A 19164-nucleotide genomic window follows, 5' to 3' on the forward strand; every position below is an offset into this window, starting at 1 on the left:
TTCCTCCTTTCTGAAGTCTTTATCTATTTGTCCTGACCTTTTACTGCGTACTGAATGCGTAGTAAGCCGCCCTTAGGACCAGGCACAGCACCTCTTACAAGCATCAGGTTTCTTTCTTCGATAACCTTTACTAATACAACGTTCTGTACTGTCACTGTATCACGACCCATTCTACCAGGGCCCTGATTACCCTTAAATACTCTTGAAGGATAAGTACCCGCAGCCAGTGCACCAGCAAGTCTCTTGTGCTTTGAACCGTGAGTTGTCGGACCTCTCTGATGTCCATGTCTCTTAATGTTACCCTGAGTTCCTTTACCCTTTGAAGTACCAGTTACGTCCAGCTTCTTTCCGATTTCGAATTCAGCTGCTGTGATAGTCTGTCCAACTTCGTAAGCTTCACCGTCTTCAAGTCTGAACTCAGCCAGATGTTTCTTTAATCCAAGACCATTCTTATTGAAGTGTCCAGTCAAAGGCTTAGTTACTCTGTGAGCTTTAGTATCTTCGAATCCGATCTGAACTGCTTCGTAACCATCAGTTTCAGTTGTCTTAACCTGAGTTACTACTACAGGACCAGCTTCGATAACTGTTACAGGAATGACTTCTCCTGCTTCTGAGAAAATCTGAGTCATTCCGATTTTCTTTCCTAAGATAGTTTTCATATTTTTCTCCTTTTCTACTTACAGCGGATTGCCCTGGTTTTGAACTCCTAACCTCTTGCAACGTAATAATCGGTTAGCATCACTCTCATGCAATCTTTCTAAGGGAGTACCCTTATCACTATTAAAGTTTGATTTCAATGTCTACGCCAGCTGGTAAGTCAAGCTTCATTAAAGCATCAACTGTCTTTGGAGTAGTGTTTGTGATATCAATCAGTCTCTTGTGAGTTCTCTGTTCGAACTGCTCTCTGCTGTCCTTATACTTATGAACTGCTCTCAAGATTGTTACCACTTCTTTTTCTGTTGGAAGCGGAATAGGGCCTGATACATCAGCACCTGTCTTCTTAGCTGTCTCAACAATTTTAGCTGCAGACACATCCAATGACTTGTGGTCATATGCCTTAAGCTTAATTCTGATTTTTGTTGTTCGCTCATTTTTCTTTCCTCCTATTTTTTGTACGTTTTCGCTACGCCTGTACAAGGGGTTCAAAAGCCCGCTTTTTCAACGCATGCCATAAACAGCTTACTTTGCACACGTGTCCGTGTGTTTCATTTTATCAGCACAGACAAAAAGCTGACGAATCCCTTCGCCCCCATCTTGTGGGGACAATTCTCTGTAGAAATTACCTGATAGCTCAGCAACTTCCTACTTCATCGCCTTAAGCAAGCCTTTATACTATATAACACTTTTAGCCTAATTGCAATACTTTTTTAAAAAATAATTGAGTAGTTTTTCGATTTTTTTGCAACGTCTTTCACACTCATTTCAAGGTTTATAAATGCCAACCTCTGTACACCGTCCCTAGTGTTTCATAATTCCTATTTTTAACTTTTTTCTCCATTCTATTCTTTTTATTTATTTAAAACAAAAATTTTTTTATAAAAGTAAAAGCCCTGTTAATTTCAACATTATCAGGACTTTGAATTACCATATTATATTGTTTTACTCACCATGTTGATTTTTTCTTCTATTTTTCTCATACACATTTGAGGATTCACTGCGGTTTTCGTTTGCATGGCAACTTGCGCAGCTGCCATTCCGTAAAAAGATGTTTCCGCAATATTCTTTCCCCGTATAAAACTGTCAATGATTGCAGCCGAAAAAGCATCTCCCGCTCCAGTAGCACTAACAATGGAGATACAATCCCATAGCCTTAAGATACCTTCCTCCCGCGTGTCTTTATAATATACGCCTCTTGCGTTTAAAGTAATAAACACCTGCTTTACTCCACGGGTAATAAAATATGCCCCAGCTTTGGCAAGACTCTTTTCGTCTGTAATTTCTATTCCAGATAATACTTCTGCCTCACCTATATTGGGTTTTATTGTATGAAACCTCCCTATATATTTCTTCGAACGTTCTGCTTTAGGAGCTGAAACAGGATCCAGAAACAAAGGAATTCCCTGAAGTTTATCCATAATATAAAGTTGTACATCTTCCGTCAGATTGGCATCCATTGCAACCATTTTTGAGGATTGTAAAAGGGGCATAGCCTGGTTTATAATGTCAACGGAAATCCGTTCCAGCACATCCATATTGCAAAGTGCCAGTTCCATATCTCCTACGTTGTTTAAAATGGACAAATACATAGCAGTATTTTCATCTTCAATCAGATGAATATTTTCTACTCCTACTCCAAGAGCCGCCAGCTCCTGCACCGCCATTCTGCCTACAAAGTCATTTCCGGCAGCAGATACAAAAGAAACTCCAGCCCCCATCCTGGCTAAATTTTCAGTAATATTTCTTCCAACTCCACCATATGAAACAGATATTTTTCCAGGATTAGATTCACTTCTTTTAAGATCATCATAGGGATGTCCCTCTATATCTGCCGCAATGCCCCAATAACAGTTATGCTCCTCATACCAAAATGCTTCCTCCAATAAATTCCCTTAAAATTGAATTGTTTGCAATGATGGAATCATCCTCAATTGCATCAAAGAAACCTAAAAGTTTTAAAATTCTTTTTGCTTCACTATACTCTGGTTCTTCTTTTTTAATTTCCTTCAGTAAGGGCTCTGCATATTTCTTCAGCACAGAAATTTCATATAAGTGTACCGAATTAAAAAAGGCATCTGCTTCATTACTAAAAGGGAATATATTTTTATCTTCTCCTGCTCTCACTTTCGGCCAGGCATTAATAGTGCTTTTAGCTGAGTGCCCTCTGAAATTGTAATCCCTTACCATTCTTCTCAGCATACGGGCATCCGTAACAGGAATTCGATTGTGCTCGTCTATATTTAACTGGGTTAATGGACTGATATAAATTTTAAACTTTTCTGCATCAGGAATCAGGGCTGTCAGGTCTTTATTTAACGCATGGATCCCCTCAATAATAATAGGCTGTTTTGAAGTAATCTTCATCAGTCTGTTTCCAAATTTCTTATGGCCATCCATAAAATCGAAACTAGGCAGATCCACTTCCTGCCCGGCAAGGAGCGCATTCATATTAGCATTAAATAACTGTATATCAATGGCTTCCAAATCTTCAAAATTAGGTTCACCATTTTCATCAAGAGGTGTATCCTCACGCTCTACAAAATAGTCGTCTGTTCCCATATATATAGGTTTTAATCCATTGACCTTCAGCTGAATCAGAAGCCTTTTTGCAAAGGTAGTTTTTCCAGAGGAAGAAGGTCCCGCTATTAAAATAATTCTCTTTTTTTCACGTTTAATAATATCTGCAAGCTCCGCAACTTTTTTCTCATGCAAGGCCTCTGAAAGTTGTATCAGTTCTTTGTACTGACCATTTCTTACCTTTGCATTCAAATCTTTTGCATAGGATACTTCCATAAGTTTTCCCCAGTTTGTTACTTCCCCAAAAGCACCATAAAGTTTAACCTCATCAACATATTCAGGTATCACATTTGGATTTTTAGGATGAGGAAATCTCAGCAGTACTCCCCTTCTATACTTCCTAAGTTCAAAAAATTTAATATATCCGGTAGACGGTACCATCCGCCCACAGAAAAATTCTTTATGTTCCTCCAGTGTATAAAGACGTCCTTCCTTTCCAAAGGGAATATCTGCAGCAATTAATTCCCGCATTCGTTTTTCTATACCATCCACTTCAGCCTGGGTAACAGGCGTCTCTCTTCTGATCATGGTATAAACGCCTTTATTAATGGAGTTTTGTATTTCTACAGGAACATCCCCAATACATCCTTCACCGCTTTCAAATAAATCAATATGAGGCTGTTCTGATAAATCATATTTGCCGATGGATTTCTCATATCAAGCAATTCTATTTTACAGGAATCTGTTATTTCTTGCGTCAGTTCGATAATTTCATTGTCCACCCGGGCTACTAAAATCGTGTAGGGTAGTTTTTCCTGAATTCCTTTTACAATATCTTCAATAGTACAAAATTTTTCGATTTCGATCTTGTTTTCTATTTCTCTTGGTCCAGTTTTTAGAATAATTTCCATAATTTTCATACCTCCCTTTAGCAATGATGTTTATTATATCATATATTTTTTAAAAGTGGTTAAAATACTCTTTAGAAAGGAGTGATAGCTTTGAGAAAAATCGTACTTGCACTTATAATCATCGGAGCTATAAATTGGGGACTTATTGGATTTTTCAGATATGACCTGATTTCTAGTATTTTCGGTACTAATCTTGAATTAATAAGCAGAATAATTTTTGCACTTGTTGGAATCTCCGGACTTTATGCAATCACATTCTTTAAAGGTCAGCGCACTCATGTATAATCTGAATTGATGAAAACAAAGGGACAGCATCCCTGCCCTTCAAGGGGAGATGCTGTCCTTTTTGTTTGCTGTTATTTAATTTTCCTAGCAGCTTCCACATGTATCGCCGCCGCATCCAAATACACTTGGCATACAGAACAACAAAACCAGAATTAAGAAGAAGAATAGTAAACTAGCGTCTATTCCTCCTTTATCATAATTACATCCACAATTTCCCATTTTGTTACCTCCTTTATAATGCATTGTCAAAATAAAACCCACAAATAGAATTTGCGATTTTCTTTCTTATACTATATGCATCAGCCTTTAATAACGTTCTACACCACCTGTTTATCCAATTGTGTTTTTGGTAAATTGTCTCTTAATAAATCATATAAAATCTGCATTTCATCTTCTCGCAATGTAATTCCTCTGGACATATGCTCATGATGTTCATCCCAGTCTCTGATATCAAACTTGGGATTGCTTCCATTCCATGAGATTTTGTTAAGTTCTTTTGTCCATCGATTACTGTACTTTGCAATAACCCCCATATGCTGGATAATTTCATAGGTCACTTCTTCGCTTTTCTTTTCATTTCCCGCCATCATTAATCTCCTTTCAAATCTATATTTTCTATATTTTAATATAAATGTAAAATAATGTCAATCTTTTTGTAAAAAATAAGACGGATTGACCGTCTATTTTTCAAATTCTGGACCATGATAGTCTGAGCCTTCCGTGATATGCAAATGGTATTTTTCAGCAATTTCAACCAGTTTCATGCTTTCTTCCTTTGTGTGATCTGTATGGAAACATTCCATACCCTTTAACCCCATCAGCTTAAGTTTCCGCATCAGCAGCTCCAGTCTTTCATAAAACTCTGCAGACCCTCTGTCTCCCAGTTTTTTTATTTTCATAGGATGAGCCAATACCGCTATCCCCCAGCCCCGCTGATAAGTTCTATGGCTTTTTGTGCTGAAATTTTATCTTTTTTCACTGCCTTAGCCTCTGGAGATTCCAAAAATTTTCCCGGCTCAAAAGCTTCTTTTGCATCCTGGATGTAGCCCCGCTTCAACATAGCTCTGGCAATAACAGGTTTTCCTATATAATCCTGTTCTTCGTTCAGGTGAAGATCTTCCTGGGATAATTCATATCCCATATCTTTCAGAACAGCCAGCAGTTTTTCATTCCTTCTGTGACGGTTCTCTTTTATATTTTCAAGTTCTGCATTTAATTCTTTGTTCTTTATGTCTATACGATATCCCAGAATGTGCAGATTAATTTCTTCACTAAAATCTTGCCCTTTTAGGGCTGTAGATAGTTCTATGCCGGATATCACTTTAATTTCAAGTGCATTGCCTGCAATCTGAGCCTCTTTGACACCATCTATCCCATCGTGATCTGTTATAGCAATTTCCGTATATTCCAGATCTTTCGCCCTTCTCACGATTTCAGTGGGCGACATGGAGCCATCCGAGTAATATGTGTGTAAATGATAGTCCACTTTATTTTTCATACATCACCAAGTCCTTTTTTAAGTCTTCTGCCACTCTTTGTCCTTTTAAAACCTCAACTATGGCAGCAGCGAATTCCATAGCCGTCCCCGGTCCCTTTGAAGTTATAATATTTTTGTCAGTGACAACCCGATCCTTTACTGTAACTGCCCCGGCTAAATGGGCTTCCATCCCCGGAAAAATAGTAGCGTGTCGGCCTTTTAAAAGGCCCTCACGGCCTAAAATCATTGGAGCTGCGCAAATAGCAGCAATCCATTTATTCTTTTCTGCAAACTCTTTGATATTCTTTATCAGTTCTTTATGTTCACCCAGATTTTTGGCTCCCGGCATCCCTCCCGGAAGTACAATCATCTCACAATCATTATAATCTGCTTCTTCAAATAAAAGATCCGCTTCTACCGCCAGGCCTCTGACACTTTTTACAAGTTTTTGCCCAGTTATGCTTACAGTAACGGCTTCAATCCCGGCTCTTCTCATTAAATCCACACATGTAACCGCTTCAATTTCTTCAAAGCCTTCAGCTAAATGAACGTATACCATAAATCTCTCCTTCTGAAAAAACAAACCACTTATCTGTTTAATAATAATTTCTGGAAAATATTCTCTTTGGCTCAGTAATCTTATATATGATATATCCCAGTATACCCATAATAATTGTGGAGACCACCGCTGTAGAATAAAACAAACGCCTTTTAAGTCCATCCGTAATAATCTGTGGCAGCAAATCATCTTCATGCGGTATATATCCCAGTAAATCTCCTAAAGAATGTCCCGTCTTTGCAGCAATAAAATAGCCTGCCACATAAGCCACTATCAGGCACCCATATATAATGGCACCAAGTTTAAATTGTCTGCGTATTTCTTTATCAAATTCATATTTTTTAAGCATGATAAAAGATACCACCATAAAAATCAAAGCCATGATTCCTATAGCAGCCAGAATGTTCATATATTTCCGGGCATTAGCTGCAGCCAACATTTCATTTTTAGTAAAAACCGATTGGGGCCTGTCATCATCTTCTTTAATAATCTGTAATTTGGCTATTTTTCCAGTCATAAAATCAGAAATGAACTCACCCATCTGATCGTCATTTTTATTTAAATCAAAGTTCTTCAGTACATCAGTAGCCTTAAATTCATACTGGTATACATCAGGCATCCTTGTAACAATATTAGCACCTAAACAAAATGATGTTATCGGTATAGTCACTGCTAATGCAATGGAAAATGTTTTAATTAAAATTCTCATATTTCAATTCCCCTAATTATTTCCCCCATATACAAGTGCGTATATTTTTTATTATATCTGTAATATTAATTTAAAACAACCCCCAATAAAACGAGGCCTGTCAATATATTTATATGGAAATTTTCATATAATATTAGTCAGCCTCGCTTGTTATTATCTTTTTTGTATTTAAATTATTAACGTTCTTCTCTGAAATAATTATTTCCCAAATCAGCTGGCGGCTGATTTTCTTTCTTTTTCTTATGGGAACTGATAATTACGATAATCACTGTTGCCACATAAGGAATCATATCCACCAGATACTGGGAAACTGTAAAGCCCATGGCCTGAAGTCTGAGCCCCAATATGCTTAATCCTCCAAAGAAAATTGCACCAACCAATGCCTTTACAGGGTTCCATGATGCAAATATAACAAGAGCTACTGCTATCCACCCTCTGCCTGTAACAACATCTGACTGCCAGATAGGAACACGGATCAGGGACAGATAAGCACCACCAAGCCCACACAGAGCCCCACCCATAACAATATGTGCATATTTATAAAGGGTAACATTGATACCTGATGCATCTGCTGCTGCCGCATTTTCTCCCACAGCCCTCATATTCAGGCCCAGACGGGTTTTATACATATATACGCAGGATACCATTACAATAACATAAGCAAAGTATACAAATATATCCTGTTTAAACAATACAGGTCCTAAAAAAGGAATGTTTCCAAGCCCAGGTATTGAGGTTTTAGTAAAAAATGTACTTACTGAATTTGGCACTGAAAAACCAATCATAGGTTGTCCCACAAAACTTGCAAAGCCAGTTCCGAAAATGGTTAAGGTTAACCCTGTAACAGTCTGATTAGCCCTTAAAGTAACCGTAACAAGGGCAAATATCAGTGCCCCGCCTGCTCCTGCAAGAGCTGCACATAAAATTGCCAGCACCGGATTACCTGTATTATAGGCTGCAACAAACCCCATTACTGCACCCATAAGCATCATACCTTCTACACCCAGATTAAGACTTCCGGACTTTTCAGTAATTAATTCACCTACAGTAGCCAGTACCAGCGGAGTTCCCGCTACTACGCATGCTGCTAAGAAAGCTTCCATGATTATGCCACCTCCTTTTCAGCCTGAGGGCCCCGTTTACCAGAGAACCCCACCTTGTATTGAAGGAAAAACTCACTTCCAAGAACAAAGAACAAAATTGTTCCTTCTACAACGCTGGCAACGGCACTGGGTACATTCATAGCCAGCTGGATATAAGCGCCCCCTGAATAAGCATAGCAAAAGCCAGGCAGGCAAACAAAGTTGCAACCGCATTTAATCTTGCCAGCCATGCCGTAATAATGGCAGTAAATCCATACCCGCACGAAATGCCGGCTACAAGAGTTTTTTCAATGGCTGAAGCCTGAATCATGCCTACCAGCCCGCAAAGTCCTCCTGATATCATCATGGCCACAATGATTATTTTGTTAATATTCATACCAGCATATCTTGCCGTCTCAAAGCTTTCACCTACAACAGTTATTTCGTATCCCAGTTTTGTATACTTCATAAGGAAGTATATGAAAGCAGTGCACATTATCGCCATAATCCATCCTGCATGCACCCCAAATACCGAGGGTAGAATAGCATTTTCAGGAAAAGGCGCTATCTTAGGAAACCCATTTGCATTTGGGTCCATCCATGGGCCATATTGAAGATAGGTGACAAATTTTATGGCAATATAGTTCATCATCAGGGTAAATATGGTTTCGTTTGTTCCCATTTTAGCTTTAAATATTGCTGGTATAAATGCCCAGAATCCTCCTGCAATCATGGAAGCAACTGCCATCAGCAGAAGCATAAGAGGTTTTGGCATATCACCAAAATTAAGGGCCACAAAAGTTGCTGCAAGAGCTCCCATCACAATCTGCCCTTCTCCTCCGATATTCCAGAATTTCATCTTAAAAGCAACCAGTATTCCAAGAGAAGTTATAATTAATGGAACTGCTTTGATTATAGTCTGTTGTATCCTCAGGTCTGTACCAAGAGAACCATCTATAATAGCTCTGAATATACTTACGGGATCCAGTCCAAAAATCACCAGAATCAATCCAGAGCAAACAATTGACAGAACAATGGCAAGTATTCTTATGAGAAGTTCCTGTTTTTTATTAAGGTTGTCTCTTTTTGTTATTTTAAGCAAGTTCATTAAATCCAACCTCCTCTTCTTCCAGTAACGTACCTGTCATAAGCAGACCCAGTTCCTCTTTGGTCACCTGATCTGCATTTACAATGCCTGTAATCCGGCCTCCGCACATAACCATAATCCTGTCACAAAGTTCAAGAAGAACATCCAGGTCTTCACCAATAAATAAGACACCTACCCCATTTTTCTTTTGCTCATTCAGCAAATCATAAATTTTATATGATGCCCCAATATCAAGACCTCTTACCGGATATGCAGTAATAAGCACCTTGGGATTCAGATCTATTTCTCTTCCTAAAAGAACCTTCTGTATATTCCCTCCAGACATTTTCTTTACTGGTGCATATATGCTTGGAGTCTGGATGTCCAGCTCTTTTACAATCTGTTTTGCTTTTTCAATGCAAGGACCCCTCTTCAGAAGGATCCCCGGACGGTTCTGATAATCCTTCAAAATCAGATTATGAACAATATCCATACTGCCTACCAGGCCCATACCTAATCTGTCTTCTGGGATAAAGCCCATACTGATACCCAGTTTTATAATATCTTTAGGGGTTTTGCCTGTAAGACTTTCTCCTTCAAAGTAGATTTTCCCTTTTTCCGCTGAAGCAAGACCTGCAATGGCTTCACAGAGTTCCTTCTGTCCACTTCCTGCAACCCCTGCAACCCCCAGGATTTCTCCACTACGCAGGCTGAAGGTAGCATCTGCTAAAGCCGGCTTCTTTTCACGATCTAACACAGTAACATCTTCCAGTTCCAGAAGCACCTTTTTATCCGGAATGATTTCTCTTTCTAAAGAAAGGTCCATTTTCTTTCCAACCATCATTTCAATCAGACTGGAGACCTCTACCTCATCTGTTTTTACCGTTTCTACAGAATGTCCCTTTCGCAGTACTGTAATTCTGTCGCTTATCTCCATAACCTCATTTAATTTATGAGTGATAATGACAACGGCACAACCCTGTGCTTTCATATTCCGTATAATGTTAAACAGTTTTTCTATTTCCTGAGGAGTCAGTACGGCTGTTGGTTCATCCAGAATCAGAATTTTTGCCCCCCGAAACAATACCTTTATAATTTCCAGGGTCTGCTTCTCTCCAACAGACATATCATAAACCTTTTTATCTGGATTAATATCAAGTCCGTATTTATCAGAAATGTCCATTACTTTTTTAGCCAGAACTTTTCCCCTGTTAAAGAAACCTGTTTTCTGACCCAGTACCACATTATCTTTTGCTGATAAAACATCGATTAACTTAAAATGCTGGTGAATCATTCCGATACCCATATTGATGGAATCCTTAGGTGATGTGAAATGCACCTCTTCACCATAAATATAAATACTGCCACCATCAGGAGTATAAATACCTGACAGCATATTCATCAGTGTACTCTTGCCTGCACCGTTTTCACCAAGAAGTGCATGGACCTCACCCTCATAAACAGTAAGGTTCACATCTTCATTTGCCTTCAGTGCGCCAAAAGTTTTCGTAATACTATTCATTTGTATAGCTATTCGCTTTTCGCTCATGAATTCCTCCGCTACTGTGATTAAATAAAATTATATAAACAATACCTTTTAGTATAACATGACTTATAAATAAAATAAAGAGGGTATGTCACGTATGACATACCCATAAAGATAATTTTCATTGTATACCTTAAAATTCAAGGTTTCAAAGGATTATTTTGTTCCGTTGGCACCTTTTACCAATCCATCTATGCTCCAGATTGCAGCTCTGTCAAGAGTCTGTCCTTCTTTACAAAGAACTCTTCCATCGTTGTAGTATATCTGTCCGGAGAATGGACTGAATTCGCCTGAAACCATCTTAGCCTTCACTTCATTAACTTTTGCCTGTACATCTGCAGGAACTAAATCTGTCATTGGTGCGATATCAACATAACCATCTGCCAAAGTACCGTAGTATGATTCAGGAGTCCATGTACCAGCCATGATTTTCTCAATTGTAGGAATCAGGAACTTTTCATGATGCCAGATAGGTGATGTCAGATATGATTTCTTTACAGCATCCACCTTGCTGTTGTCTAAGTTATAACCAATAGCGTATTTTCCTGCTTCAGCAGCAGCAACCTGAGGTCCTGTAGTATCACTATGCTGTGTGATAATGTCACAACCCTGAGCTAACAATTCATCTGCAGCACTTCTTTCCTTTTCAGGATCATACCAGCTGTTGATATAAACAACCTTAACTTCAACATTTGGATTAACGGACTGAGCACCAAGAGTAAATGCGTTAATACCAATCTGTACTTCAGTGTAAGGATATGCTGCAACATAACCAAGCTTATTTGATTTTGTCATCATACCAGCAATGATTCCAGTCAGGTATCTAGGCTGTTCTGTAGCTCCGAAATAATTTCCGAAGTTCTTATCATTCATTTTATTTCCAGAGAAATGAAGGAACTTAATATCTTTATATTGATCTGAGTTAGCTAATTCATCAAGAGCATCCATAAAGCCATAGCTTGTTCCTACAATTACTTTACAACCCTGATCAATCAGGTTTGTAGCAGCAGTCATTACAGCAGATTTATCCTGATCATTTACATTTTCCTGATAGAGAGCTTTAACCTTGCCTTTAAAATGTTTTTCCATGGCAACTGTTCCCTGATGCTGTGCCTGAGTATATCCACCGTCATTAATACTTCCGATGTAAATAAAGCCTACCTTCAATACGTCATCAGCCGCTTTGTCTTTTGGAGCTTCTGTTTTGCCACAAGCAACAACGCTGAATGCCATAACTAATGTCAATAAAATAGCTAAAAACTTTTTCATCATTTTTCTCCTTCTTTGTAATCAATTTGAATTTGTATTATCATTATAATAACCAAAATTATCATAGTAAAGTCATTTTCTGCAAATTTACGTAAAAGAATTGACAAAAAAAGATTAAAGTTCGCAAAAGGGCGAACTTTAATCTTTTTTATTTATGTTATAATTCGTGATACAACATCACGCTGCAGATAAATTAAGCAAATACTATTTTACCCTTTTCAAATTTTTCTATAACTACAAGAGATTCTACTCTGCATCCTATCTCCCGAAGCTTGGCACCACCGCCCTGAAATTCTTTTTCAATCACTGCGCCTACGCCGACCACTTCTGCTCCAGCCTTCCTAACCATTTTGGCGAGAGCAACGGAAGCTTCTCCAAAAGCCAGAAAATCATCCACAATAAGGACTTTATCTCCTGGCTGTAAAAATCTCTTTGCCACTCTGAGGTTTGAAACGGTCCCCTTTGTAAAAGACCTGGCCTCCGCACTGTAACATCCTTCTGCCATAGTGTTTGGTGCCACTTTTTTAGCAAATACTACAGGAACATAATCAAAATATCTAGATGCTTCACAAGCAATCGCAATACCGCTGGATTCAACAGTTAAAATCCGGTCTACCTTAACATCATTAAAACGGGCTCTGAATTCTTTTCCTATCTCCTCCATAAACTTTACGTCAATCTGGTGATTTAAAAATCCATCGACCTTTACAATATCTTCTCCTAAAACCTGACCTTCAGCTAATATCTTCTGCTTTAAACTTTCCATGTTCTCTCCTTGGTATCTATGATTTTAATTATCCTCTCATATTCCTCAGTCTGGAGGGCTGATTCTGCCCTTTTATCTTTTGGTTTATTTCATTATCCAGCTTTATGATTTTTGATAATAGTGCCGCTATTCTTTTATTTGTATCATAAATATTGGTTTCCAGAGGATTATCAAGGGTAAGTGATTCTCCTGTGTATTCCCGTTTAGGCATTATTATCGCTGTGATCCGTTCTTTAAGAGGATTAGGCAGATGGCTGATAATTTCTCTGTTTTCCTGATCCAGCTTGTCTACTAAAATCATCACATCGCCTCTCATATCAAGAATCGACCCAAAAGATAAGGAATCATCTGCCATCATAGCTCTTTCCATGTCCTTTGTCAAGTTCATTATATTATCTATATATCTGTATTTTACCTTCAGATTTTCTAAAATCTTATTTGTCGCTGTAAAACTGTCCACTTCTTCGCCCCCATCAACCTACTCCCAAATTGATGCTGGTAGTAGTGGTTCCGATACCTGCCCCAACACTTGGATCTTTTTTAGTCATTCTGTCTGCTTCCTTAAAACTTTCTCTGAGATCAGTAATTAAAGGAGTGACATCATCAATTAAATCCAGGTTCCTTCCACTTTTAACTCTGCTCAATTGGAATGTAATAAAATCATATAACCTGTATAAATCATTACTAATAGGGTACTTTCGGTCCAGGCTTTTGGAAAGATAATTGACTATATCAATGGCCCTTTGTATATCCGCTTCAAACAGTTCATTATCTCCTTTTTCAAAATATGTCCTTGCTCTCAGCAGCCTTTTGTTTATTTCATCATATAGTAAAATAAGCATTTCACCCTTTGTCATGGTCTCTACAGATTGCGTCTTATATTGCTGATAACCATAATTCATCATAAAGTTTTAACATCCTTTCTTTCTTTAGCCTGCAAGCACATTTATTTATCCCTTTAAAAATCGCAGTTCATGTATATTCTTCTTATGATGAACCCATTGAGGAGGATAACCATGAACTTTGTGAATTCATCTTGGACATATAGGTTTCTAATTTTGTAAACTGACTCTGGTATCTGTCCTGTCTTGTTTTCAAAAGGTCTTGCAGGTAATCCAGTTTCGTTGACAAAATCTTCTGCTGCCTGTCTATATAGTTATCATTAGTTGTGGCATTTCCGGAAATACCTGCCAGGGATACCAATGACCCTTATTGGCTCCAGTACTTTTAGCATAGGATTCCATGATAGTCTTCATACGGGTGGTAAGCCCTCCGGCCAGTTTGCCGTTTCCAGTAATACTAGGACTGGCTTCTGCAGTGGAGGTAAACAGAGCTTTTACTTTCTCCGGATCATTTTCCAGAGCTTCCTTCAATTTGTTTTCATCTATAGTAATTTTACCATTGTCACTGTAGGAAGAAGATGCCTTTATCCCCATGGAAGAGGCAAGACCCACATTGCTTACCGCCGTGGAAAAAACAAACCTTAAATCGGAAGCCAGCTGGGAAAGAGTACTATCTCCAAACAGAATCCCTTGTTTCGCTTTGTCTTCCCAGGTCTTAATCTCATCCGCCGTCATACTTTTTCTTTGTTTCTCTGTCAGAGGTTCATATACTGTTGAACTTCTCTTATTGCTTCTGCTCTTGGTAGTAACCAGCTTATTTACAGAATCTAATATTTTATTATAGTCTTCAGTCATGCTTTTTAGTGCGGAAACAATATCATCTGTTTCTGCCTTCGCAGTAAAAGTAATAAAATCCGCATCAGTGGCCGAAGTGAATTGTTCCTTTGCAGTGAAATTTACGCCATCGATACTGACGGAATTGGAACTTCTGACTATTTCCGTATCAGTACTGGAACCCTGATAGCGTATTTTCATTTTCATGTCCTGTCCGTCCGTGGTGGATAAAGACATACCAAACAGTGCATCTACCAGATTTCCAGTGCCGCCTACTGCCTCAAAGGACACTTTTCCCTGAGCTCCGGACTCATCTGCCATCACACTGAAGGTTCCTGATGTACTTAAATAAGTTGCATTAATCCCGGCTTCTGTGCTGTTATTTATCTGGCTTAGAACGCTGGCTATGGTTGTGTCATCATTGAAGTTAAATTCCACACCGTTCACTTTCATTGTATATACATTTTTATTATCCACTTGACTACTTGCTGTAATTCCCAGCTCTTTTAGGGTCTTTGAAGTGTCAAGACGGTTTTTCTCTCCGTTGGCCAGATTAAATATACCCTTCACTCCTAAGGTATCAGCAGTGCCAGAAGAAATTCTCAGTATGGATGTGTTATCCGGTGTTCCATCGGTCTTTACGGTAGAAAAAGATAATCCAGTTCCATTTGCCACATCTACTTTGATTCTGTTTGCTCCAAATTTTTCATCAATTTTTGTGGATATAATATTTTTTAATGTATTAATATCTTTGGAAGCATTAAATGTGGCATCATCTGCATCCGTAAACTCAATGGTCTTGCTGACACCATTCAAATCAAAACTCAGTTGTTTTCCTTTCAGTCCAAACTGAACGGTTCGGAACAAATCCCCAGCAGTGGTAGGGTTGCTTCCACCGATGACACCACCCCTGGAGTGTCTCCACTTTTCATATGAAGGGCATTTAAGACTTCTGTGGAACCTGCGCTGATAGAAAATGAGTTGCTGTCACTCATATCCTGATACCCGAGATACATCTTACCATCCCCGCTGGCACTAAACTTTAATTTGTCTGCCAAGGTTCCCCCAATAGACAAATTGGTCTTTGCCATTGCTGCATTTAATGTGCTAGCCAGAGTATTGGCGTCCGTCACATCTGCATCATACGGAATACTAGCTGTATATACATTTCCGCCATACTTAATGGAAATAGATCCTCCTGTGACGGTACTTACCGGTCTGTCCCCAAAAGTAATGGCACCAGTGGTTATATCTCCCCTTGTTTTTGTGCCTTCACATATCTTTGTAGCTGTTTTTGCAAGCTGGCTTATCCCTGTCACACTATAGGTGGAATTTCTGGTGCTGGAAACACCGCTCACAGAAATTTTGCTGGCATTATTTCCACCTGCTACCATGGTTGTACAGTTATAAAAATTTGAGCTCAGTATATTTGTCGTAGAGGAATAGGAAAAATACTTGCTCTGAAAATCTGTCAGGGCTGTGATTACATCTCTATATGCATCCTGTTTCCACGTATATTTTTGTTGTTCCTGCTGAACCTTATCAATTTTTGCCTGAACATCAGAGGTCATGGCTTCTACTACGGATTCTGTATCAAATCCCGTAGCCAAACCCGTAAATCCCTTGGCTTTATATGATGCTGTACTGCTCGTCGAAGACGTACTGTTTATACTTGATGTCATATCCATACCTCCCTAATAACACTTTTCAATCTGACATCCCTGTCTTTATTTTATCTTTATATAAACCATCAAAATACTAAATTTTATATACTTATATATCGTCATGTGCTAAAATTAATTAAGCAAAAAGTCAACAAAATATGTTAAAATAGGTTAATATATTTAAATAAGGAGAGAAAAAAATTGGCAAAAATTATAGCAGTCACAAACCAAAAAGGCGGTGTCGCAAAAACAACCACCTGCAATGCACTGATAAGCGGACTTTCCAGATTGGGATATAAAGTCCTTGGTATCGATTTAGACCCGCAGGGAAGTTTAGGTTTCAGCTTGGGAATTAACATTGAAGAAGGGGTTACTCTATACGATGTATTCAAAGGAAAGGCTACCATTACCGAGGCGATCAGATCCATTGACTGTGGTCATTTTATTCCTTCGAATATTTTATTAAGCACAGCAGAATTGGAATTTAATCATTCAGGAAGAGAGTTTTTATTAACAGAGGCTATTAAAGATATAAAAGATATTTATGATTATGTAGTCATTGATACTCCTCCTGCCTTGAATATACTTACAGTAAATGCCTATGTCTGTGCGGACCATTTGATTATTCCCATGATACCTGAGATTTTAAGTTTGCTGGGAATTTCTCAAATTAAAGATACCATTGAAAATGTGAAAAAATATTATAATCCAAAACTTAATCTTACCTGTATATTACTTACCAAGTACAACAAAAGAGCTTCTTTGACGAAAGAAGTCAGTGATATGACAGAAGCCATAGCTGCACAATTAGGCACAAAAGTAGCAGATACGGTAATCCGAAACAGCGTTGCCGTAGCAGAGGCCCCTGCCCATGGACTGGGGCTCCTGGATTATGCCCCAAAAGCTAATGCCTGCGTAGATTATTATAATTTCGTGAAAGAGTTGCTCCACGGAGGTTTATGAAGTTATGCCAAAAAAAAGTAATAAAACAGCACATGTTTTAAGTCTTCTCACTAACGGAGGCGGGGAATTTCAGGAGGAAAGCATTCCAGTATCCAGAGCAGAGACCATTGAAAAATCCTTTTCAGAAACTGTGAAAAAAGAAGTGGTTGTAGAATTACAAGGGTCCATTGAACCAGATTTTTTGTCTGATTTAGTAAAATCTGACCTGCAAAAAGAACTGGACAAGCAGCTTAGTAAAAAGGCCCCTATTGATTCTGAGGATGAAACGGATTCAACTGCCAGCGAGCGTCCTCCTTATTCACCCACTTTCATGGCCAAATTCGGTATAAAGCCAGCCCAGGAAGAAGAAATACCAGAGGAACCAACAGCTGAAGAAATCCCTTCAGAAAATGAGCCTGCTTCTCCTGTTTCTTCAGATCCGGTCAAAAGCGAAATTTATGTTTTAGAAGATTTTAATGATGATGAGGAGGATTTACCTGCTGAAAGCAGTATGGAGCCATTACCAGAAAAAACTTCATTTGCTGAAAGGGATATACCTGGTAAAAACACCAGTATCCTTCACAATCTGGCTGAAGATTTTATGATAGTCCGGGCACCCGAGATTATGCAAAGTTTCAACATGTGTACCTGTCAGGAATGTATTTATCATGTTGTGGCTGTAGCTTTAAATAATACAAAACCTTTATATACGGTAACGAACCACAATCAGCTTTCTCAGAAACTTTCTTCTTACGAATCCCAGAATGGAACCAGGTTGATTTCAGAAATAAAAAAAGCTTGTATAAAGATTAAAATTAATCCTGAACACCCTAAACATCCTGGCCCAAATCATAAAAAAATTTTTTAGGAGATTAAAATATGACATTGCTTATTTATTATAAGGGGGAGGATTAATCTATGGATAACAGTAAAAAAATTCTCATTGCAGATGCATCTCAATTTGATCGTTCGGTAATGGATGATGCGTTAAAGAATACCTATACAATCTTAGAAACCCAAACGGGTCTCAAGGCCCTGGAACTTTTCATTGAAGAGGTAGATAATATTAAATTGGCTATTATTGACATTGCAATCCCTCTTATGGATGGATTTGATGTACTTCAGCATATTAAACGACTAGACAAAGCGAAGAGCATACCTGTTATCTTAACAAGTAAAGATGCTGTAAAAGAAGATATCTTAAAAGCTTTTCAGTATGGTGCAGCGGACTTCATGACGAAACCCTTTGAAGCCGATTTCCTGAGGCAGCGGGTTTTAGCTCTTCTTAGCAATTCTTCAAAGATTCCTGGTACGGCTCTCACCAATTTAGTTACCAGTAGCGAGGCTGACATTGATGAAATCAAAGAGTATGATAAGTCTTTAAATAAGACCCTGCGAAACTTATTCAGTTACCGCCAGATAGAAACTCCATACCATTTAAAAAGAGTATCCCTCTTTACTGGAACCCTTCTTAAAATATTGGCAAAAAACAGTTCCAGCGGTGTGAATCTCAGTGAATCGCAGATAGAACTGATTATACGAGCTTCTATATACCACGATATCGGCAAAATCGCCATTCCTGATGACATTTTACGAAGAAAAAGCAATTTAACGGATAAGCAACGGCTTATTTATCAGACACATACCGCAAAAGGAGCAGAAGTGCTTGAGATTAATACCAATCCTTCTTTACACAGTTTTATACAACTGGCTGTAAACATTGCGCAAAATCACCATGAAAACTGGGATGGCTCCGGATATCCAAATAAATTAAAAGGAAATGAAATTCCTCTTTCTGCACAGGTTGTAAGGCTTGCAACTGATTTCGACAAGTTTTCTCGAGATATTTACGGAATCACCGATACGGTATTTGAAGTTGCCATGGAAAAAGTCCTGGAATTACAGCAGATGTATAACCCAATGCTCATTCGGGCTCTTGCTCATTCAGAATTTGTTATGAATAAAATTATGGATAAGTATTCAGATTCCAGCAAAAAAACAAAATAACTTACATAAA

General features: G+C 38.4%; 26 protein-coding genes. 4 read left to right on the plus strand and 22 right to left on the minus strand.

The genetic code is table 11. The features are described 5' to 3' along the window. Positions 1-23: 23 nt before the first annotated feature. The 5 genes from rplC to Ami3637_RS17325 all read right to left on the minus strand — a co-directional run bounded on the left by rplC (position 24) and on the right by Ami3637_RS17325 (position 4085). Positions 24-659, minus strand: a complete 636-nt coding sequence (gene rplC / locus Ami3637_RS05450; protein ID WP_162361675.1) for a 50S ribosomal protein L3 — start codon at positions 657-659, stop codon at positions 24-26. Between the two features lie 121 nt (positions 660-780). Continuing rightward, on the minus strand, positions 781-1107 hold the full coding sequence (gene rpsJ, locus Ami3637_RS05455; protein WP_162363673.1) for a 30S ribosomal protein S10: 327 nt from the start codon (positions 1105-1107) through the stop codon (positions 781-783). A 482-nt stretch (positions 1108-1589) separates the two neighbouring features. Further along, complete coding sequence (locus tag Ami3637_RS05460; protein WP_162361676.1) at positions 1590-2540, minus strand: carbohydrate kinase family protein; 951 nt, start codon at positions 2538-2540, stop codon at positions 1590-1592. After that, positions 2518-3762, minus strand: a complete 1245-nt coding sequence (locus Ami3637_RS05465) for a uridine kinase family protein (RefSeq protein WP_243158112.1) — start codon at positions 3760-3762, stop codon at positions 2518-2520. Before Ami3637_RS05465 ends, Ami3637_RS05460 begins: the two co-directional genes overlap by 23 nt. 35 nt (positions 3763-3797) lie before the next feature. Then, on the minus strand, positions 3798-4085 hold the full coding sequence (locus Ami3637_RS17325) for a hypothetical protein (protein WP_243158113.1): 288 nt from the start codon (positions 4083-4085) through the stop codon (positions 3798-3800). Positions 4086-4175: 90 nt separating this feature from the next. Between Ami3637_RS17325 and Ami3637_RS05470 the strand changes: the two genes are divergently transcribed. Beyond that, complete coding sequence (locus Ami3637_RS05470) at positions 4176-4370, plus strand: DUF378 domain-containing protein (protein ID WP_202931093.1); 195 nt, start codon at positions 4176-4178, stop codon at positions 4368-4370. An 84-nt stretch (positions 4371-4454) separates the two neighbouring features. Here the strand turns inward: Ami3637_RS05470 and Ami3637_RS17840 are convergent, their stop codons facing one another. From Ami3637_RS17840 to Ami3637_RS05545, 17 genes are all read right to left on the minus strand, one after another. Continuing rightward, positions 4455-4589, minus strand: coding sequence for a hypothetical protein (locus Ami3637_RS17840; RefSeq protein WP_279286692.1), 135 nt, complete (start codon positions 4587-4589; stop codon positions 4455-4457). 98 nt (positions 4590-4687) lie between these two features. Further along, the gene (locus Ami3637_RS05475) at positions 4688-4957 is read right to left on the minus strand and encodes a YdbC family protein (protein WP_162361678.1); all 270 of its coding nucleotides are present in this window, start codon (positions 4955-4957) and stop codon (positions 4688-4690) included. Positions 4958-5050: 93 nt separating this feature from the next. After that, positions 5051-5269 (minus strand): PHP domain-containing protein, encoded by a 219-nt coding sequence (locus Ami3637_RS05480; protein WP_162361679.1) that lies wholly within the window; start codon positions 5267-5269, stop codon positions 5051-5053. A gap of 17 nt (positions 5270-5286) precedes the next feature. After that, on the minus strand, positions 5287-5868 hold the full coding sequence (locus Ami3637_RS05485; protein ID WP_162361680.1) for a PHP domain-containing protein: 582 nt from the start codon (positions 5866-5868) through the stop codon (positions 5287-5289). Continuing rightward, positions 5858-6406 carry a DJ-1 family glyoxalase III gene (locus tag Ami3637_RS05490; RefSeq protein WP_162361681.1) on the minus strand — a complete coding sequence of 183 codons (549 nt, stop codon included), beginning with the start codon at positions 6404-6406 and terminating at the stop codon, positions 5858-5860. The genes Ami3637_RS05485 and Ami3637_RS05490 overlap by 11 nt, the downstream gene beginning before the upstream one ends. Positions 6407-6443: 37 nt before the next feature. Further along, positions 6444-7115, minus strand: coding sequence for a DUF1461 domain-containing protein (locus tag Ami3637_RS05495; RefSeq protein WP_162361682.1), 672 nt, complete (start codon positions 7113-7115; stop codon positions 6444-6446). Positions 7116-7291: 176 nt separating this feature from the next. Beyond that, positions 7292-8218: an ABC transporter permease gene (locus Ami3637_RS05500; protein WP_162361683.1), complete on the minus strand. Its 927-nt coding sequence runs from the start codon at positions 8216-8218 to the stop codon at positions 7292-7294. Positions 8219-8220: 2 nt separating this feature from the next. Then, positions 8221-8358, minus strand: a complete 138-nt coding sequence (locus Ami3637_RS18385; RefSeq protein WP_330586843.1) for a hypothetical protein — start codon at positions 8356-8358, stop codon at positions 8221-8223. Then, a complete protein-coding gene (locus Ami3637_RS05505; RefSeq protein ID WP_330586844.1) occupies positions 8355-9305 on the minus strand; it encodes an ABC transporter permease in 951 nt (316 codons plus the stop codon). Before Ami3637_RS05505 ends, Ami3637_RS18385 begins: the two co-directional genes overlap by 4 nt. Then, complete coding sequence (locus Ami3637_RS05510; RefSeq protein WP_162361684.1) at positions 9292-10833, minus strand: ABC transporter ATP-binding protein; 1542 nt, start codon at positions 10831-10833, stop codon at positions 9292-9294. The genes Ami3637_RS05505 and Ami3637_RS05510 overlap by 14 nt, the downstream gene beginning before the upstream one ends. 153 nt (positions 10834-10986) lie before the next feature. Next, positions 10987-12102, minus strand: coding sequence for a BMP family ABC transporter substrate-binding protein (locus tag Ami3637_RS05515; RefSeq protein WP_162361685.1), 1116 nt, complete (start codon positions 12100-12102; stop codon positions 10987-10989). A 190-nt stretch (positions 12103-12292) separates the two neighbouring features. Beyond that, entirely contained in the window at positions 12293-12865 is a 573-nt protein-coding gene (locus Ami3637_RS05520; protein ID WP_162361686.1) for a xanthine phosphoribosyltransferase, read from the minus strand. Positions 12866-12893: 28 nt separating this feature from the next. Next, on the minus strand, positions 12894-13325 hold the full coding sequence (locus Ami3637_RS05525; protein ID WP_162361687.1) for a hypothetical protein: 432 nt from the start codon (positions 13323-13325) through the stop codon (positions 12894-12896). A 13-nt stretch (positions 13326-13338) separates the two neighbouring features. Next, a complete protein-coding gene (locus Ami3637_RS05530; protein ID WP_162361688.1) occupies positions 13339-13770 on the minus strand; it encodes a flagellar export chaperone FliS in 432 nt (143 codons plus the stop codon). An 82-nt stretch (positions 13771-13852) separates the two neighbouring features. Further along, positions 13853-14068 (minus strand): flagellar filament capping protein FliD, encoded by a 216-nt coding sequence (fliD, locus tag Ami3637_RS19075; RefSeq protein ID WP_162361689.1) that lies wholly within the window; start codon positions 14066-14068, stop codon positions 13853-13855. Continuing rightward, positions 14014-15408: a flagellar filament capping protein FliD gene (gene fliD, locus Ami3637_RS05540; RefSeq protein ID WP_162361690.1), complete on the minus strand. Its 1395-nt coding sequence runs from the start codon at positions 15406-15408 to the stop codon at positions 14014-14016. The genes fliD (Ami3637_RS19075) and fliD (Ami3637_RS05540) overlap by 55 nt, the downstream gene beginning before the upstream one ends. Further along, positions 15381-16223 (minus strand): flagellar cap protein FliD N-terminal domain-containing protein, encoded by an 843-nt coding sequence (locus tag Ami3637_RS05545; RefSeq protein WP_162361691.1) that lies wholly within the window; start codon positions 16221-16223, stop codon positions 15381-15383. The genes fliD (Ami3637_RS05540) and Ami3637_RS05545 overlap by 28 nt, the downstream gene beginning before the upstream one ends. Positions 16224-16406: 183 nt before the next feature. On the opposite strand from Ami3637_RS05545, the gene Ami3637_RS05550 reads away from it, so the two are divergent. From Ami3637_RS05550 to Ami3637_RS05560, 3 genes are read left to right on the plus strand one after another with little or no spacing between them, the layout of a single operon-like run. Further along, positions 16407-17168 carry a ParA family protein gene (locus Ami3637_RS05550; RefSeq protein ID WP_162361692.1) on the plus strand — a complete coding sequence of 254 codons (762 nt, stop codon included), beginning with the start codon at positions 16407-16409 and terminating at the stop codon, positions 17166-17168. Positions 17169-17172: 4 nt separating this feature from the next. After that, positions 17173-18015, plus strand: a complete 843-nt coding sequence (locus Ami3637_RS05555; protein WP_162361693.1) for a late competence development ComFB family protein — start codon at positions 17173-17175, stop codon at positions 18013-18015. Between the two features lie 50 nt (positions 18016-18065). Next, a complete protein-coding gene (locus Ami3637_RS05560; protein WP_162361694.1) occupies positions 18066-19154 on the plus strand; it encodes an HD domain-containing phosphohydrolase in 1089 nt (362 codons plus the stop codon). Positions 19155-19164 lie beyond the last annotated feature (10 nt).

Source organism: Aminipila terrae, from assembly GCF_010120715.1.
Classification (GTDB): Bacteria; Bacillota; Clostridia; order Peptostreptococcales; family Anaerovoracaceae; genus Aminipila; species Aminipila terrae.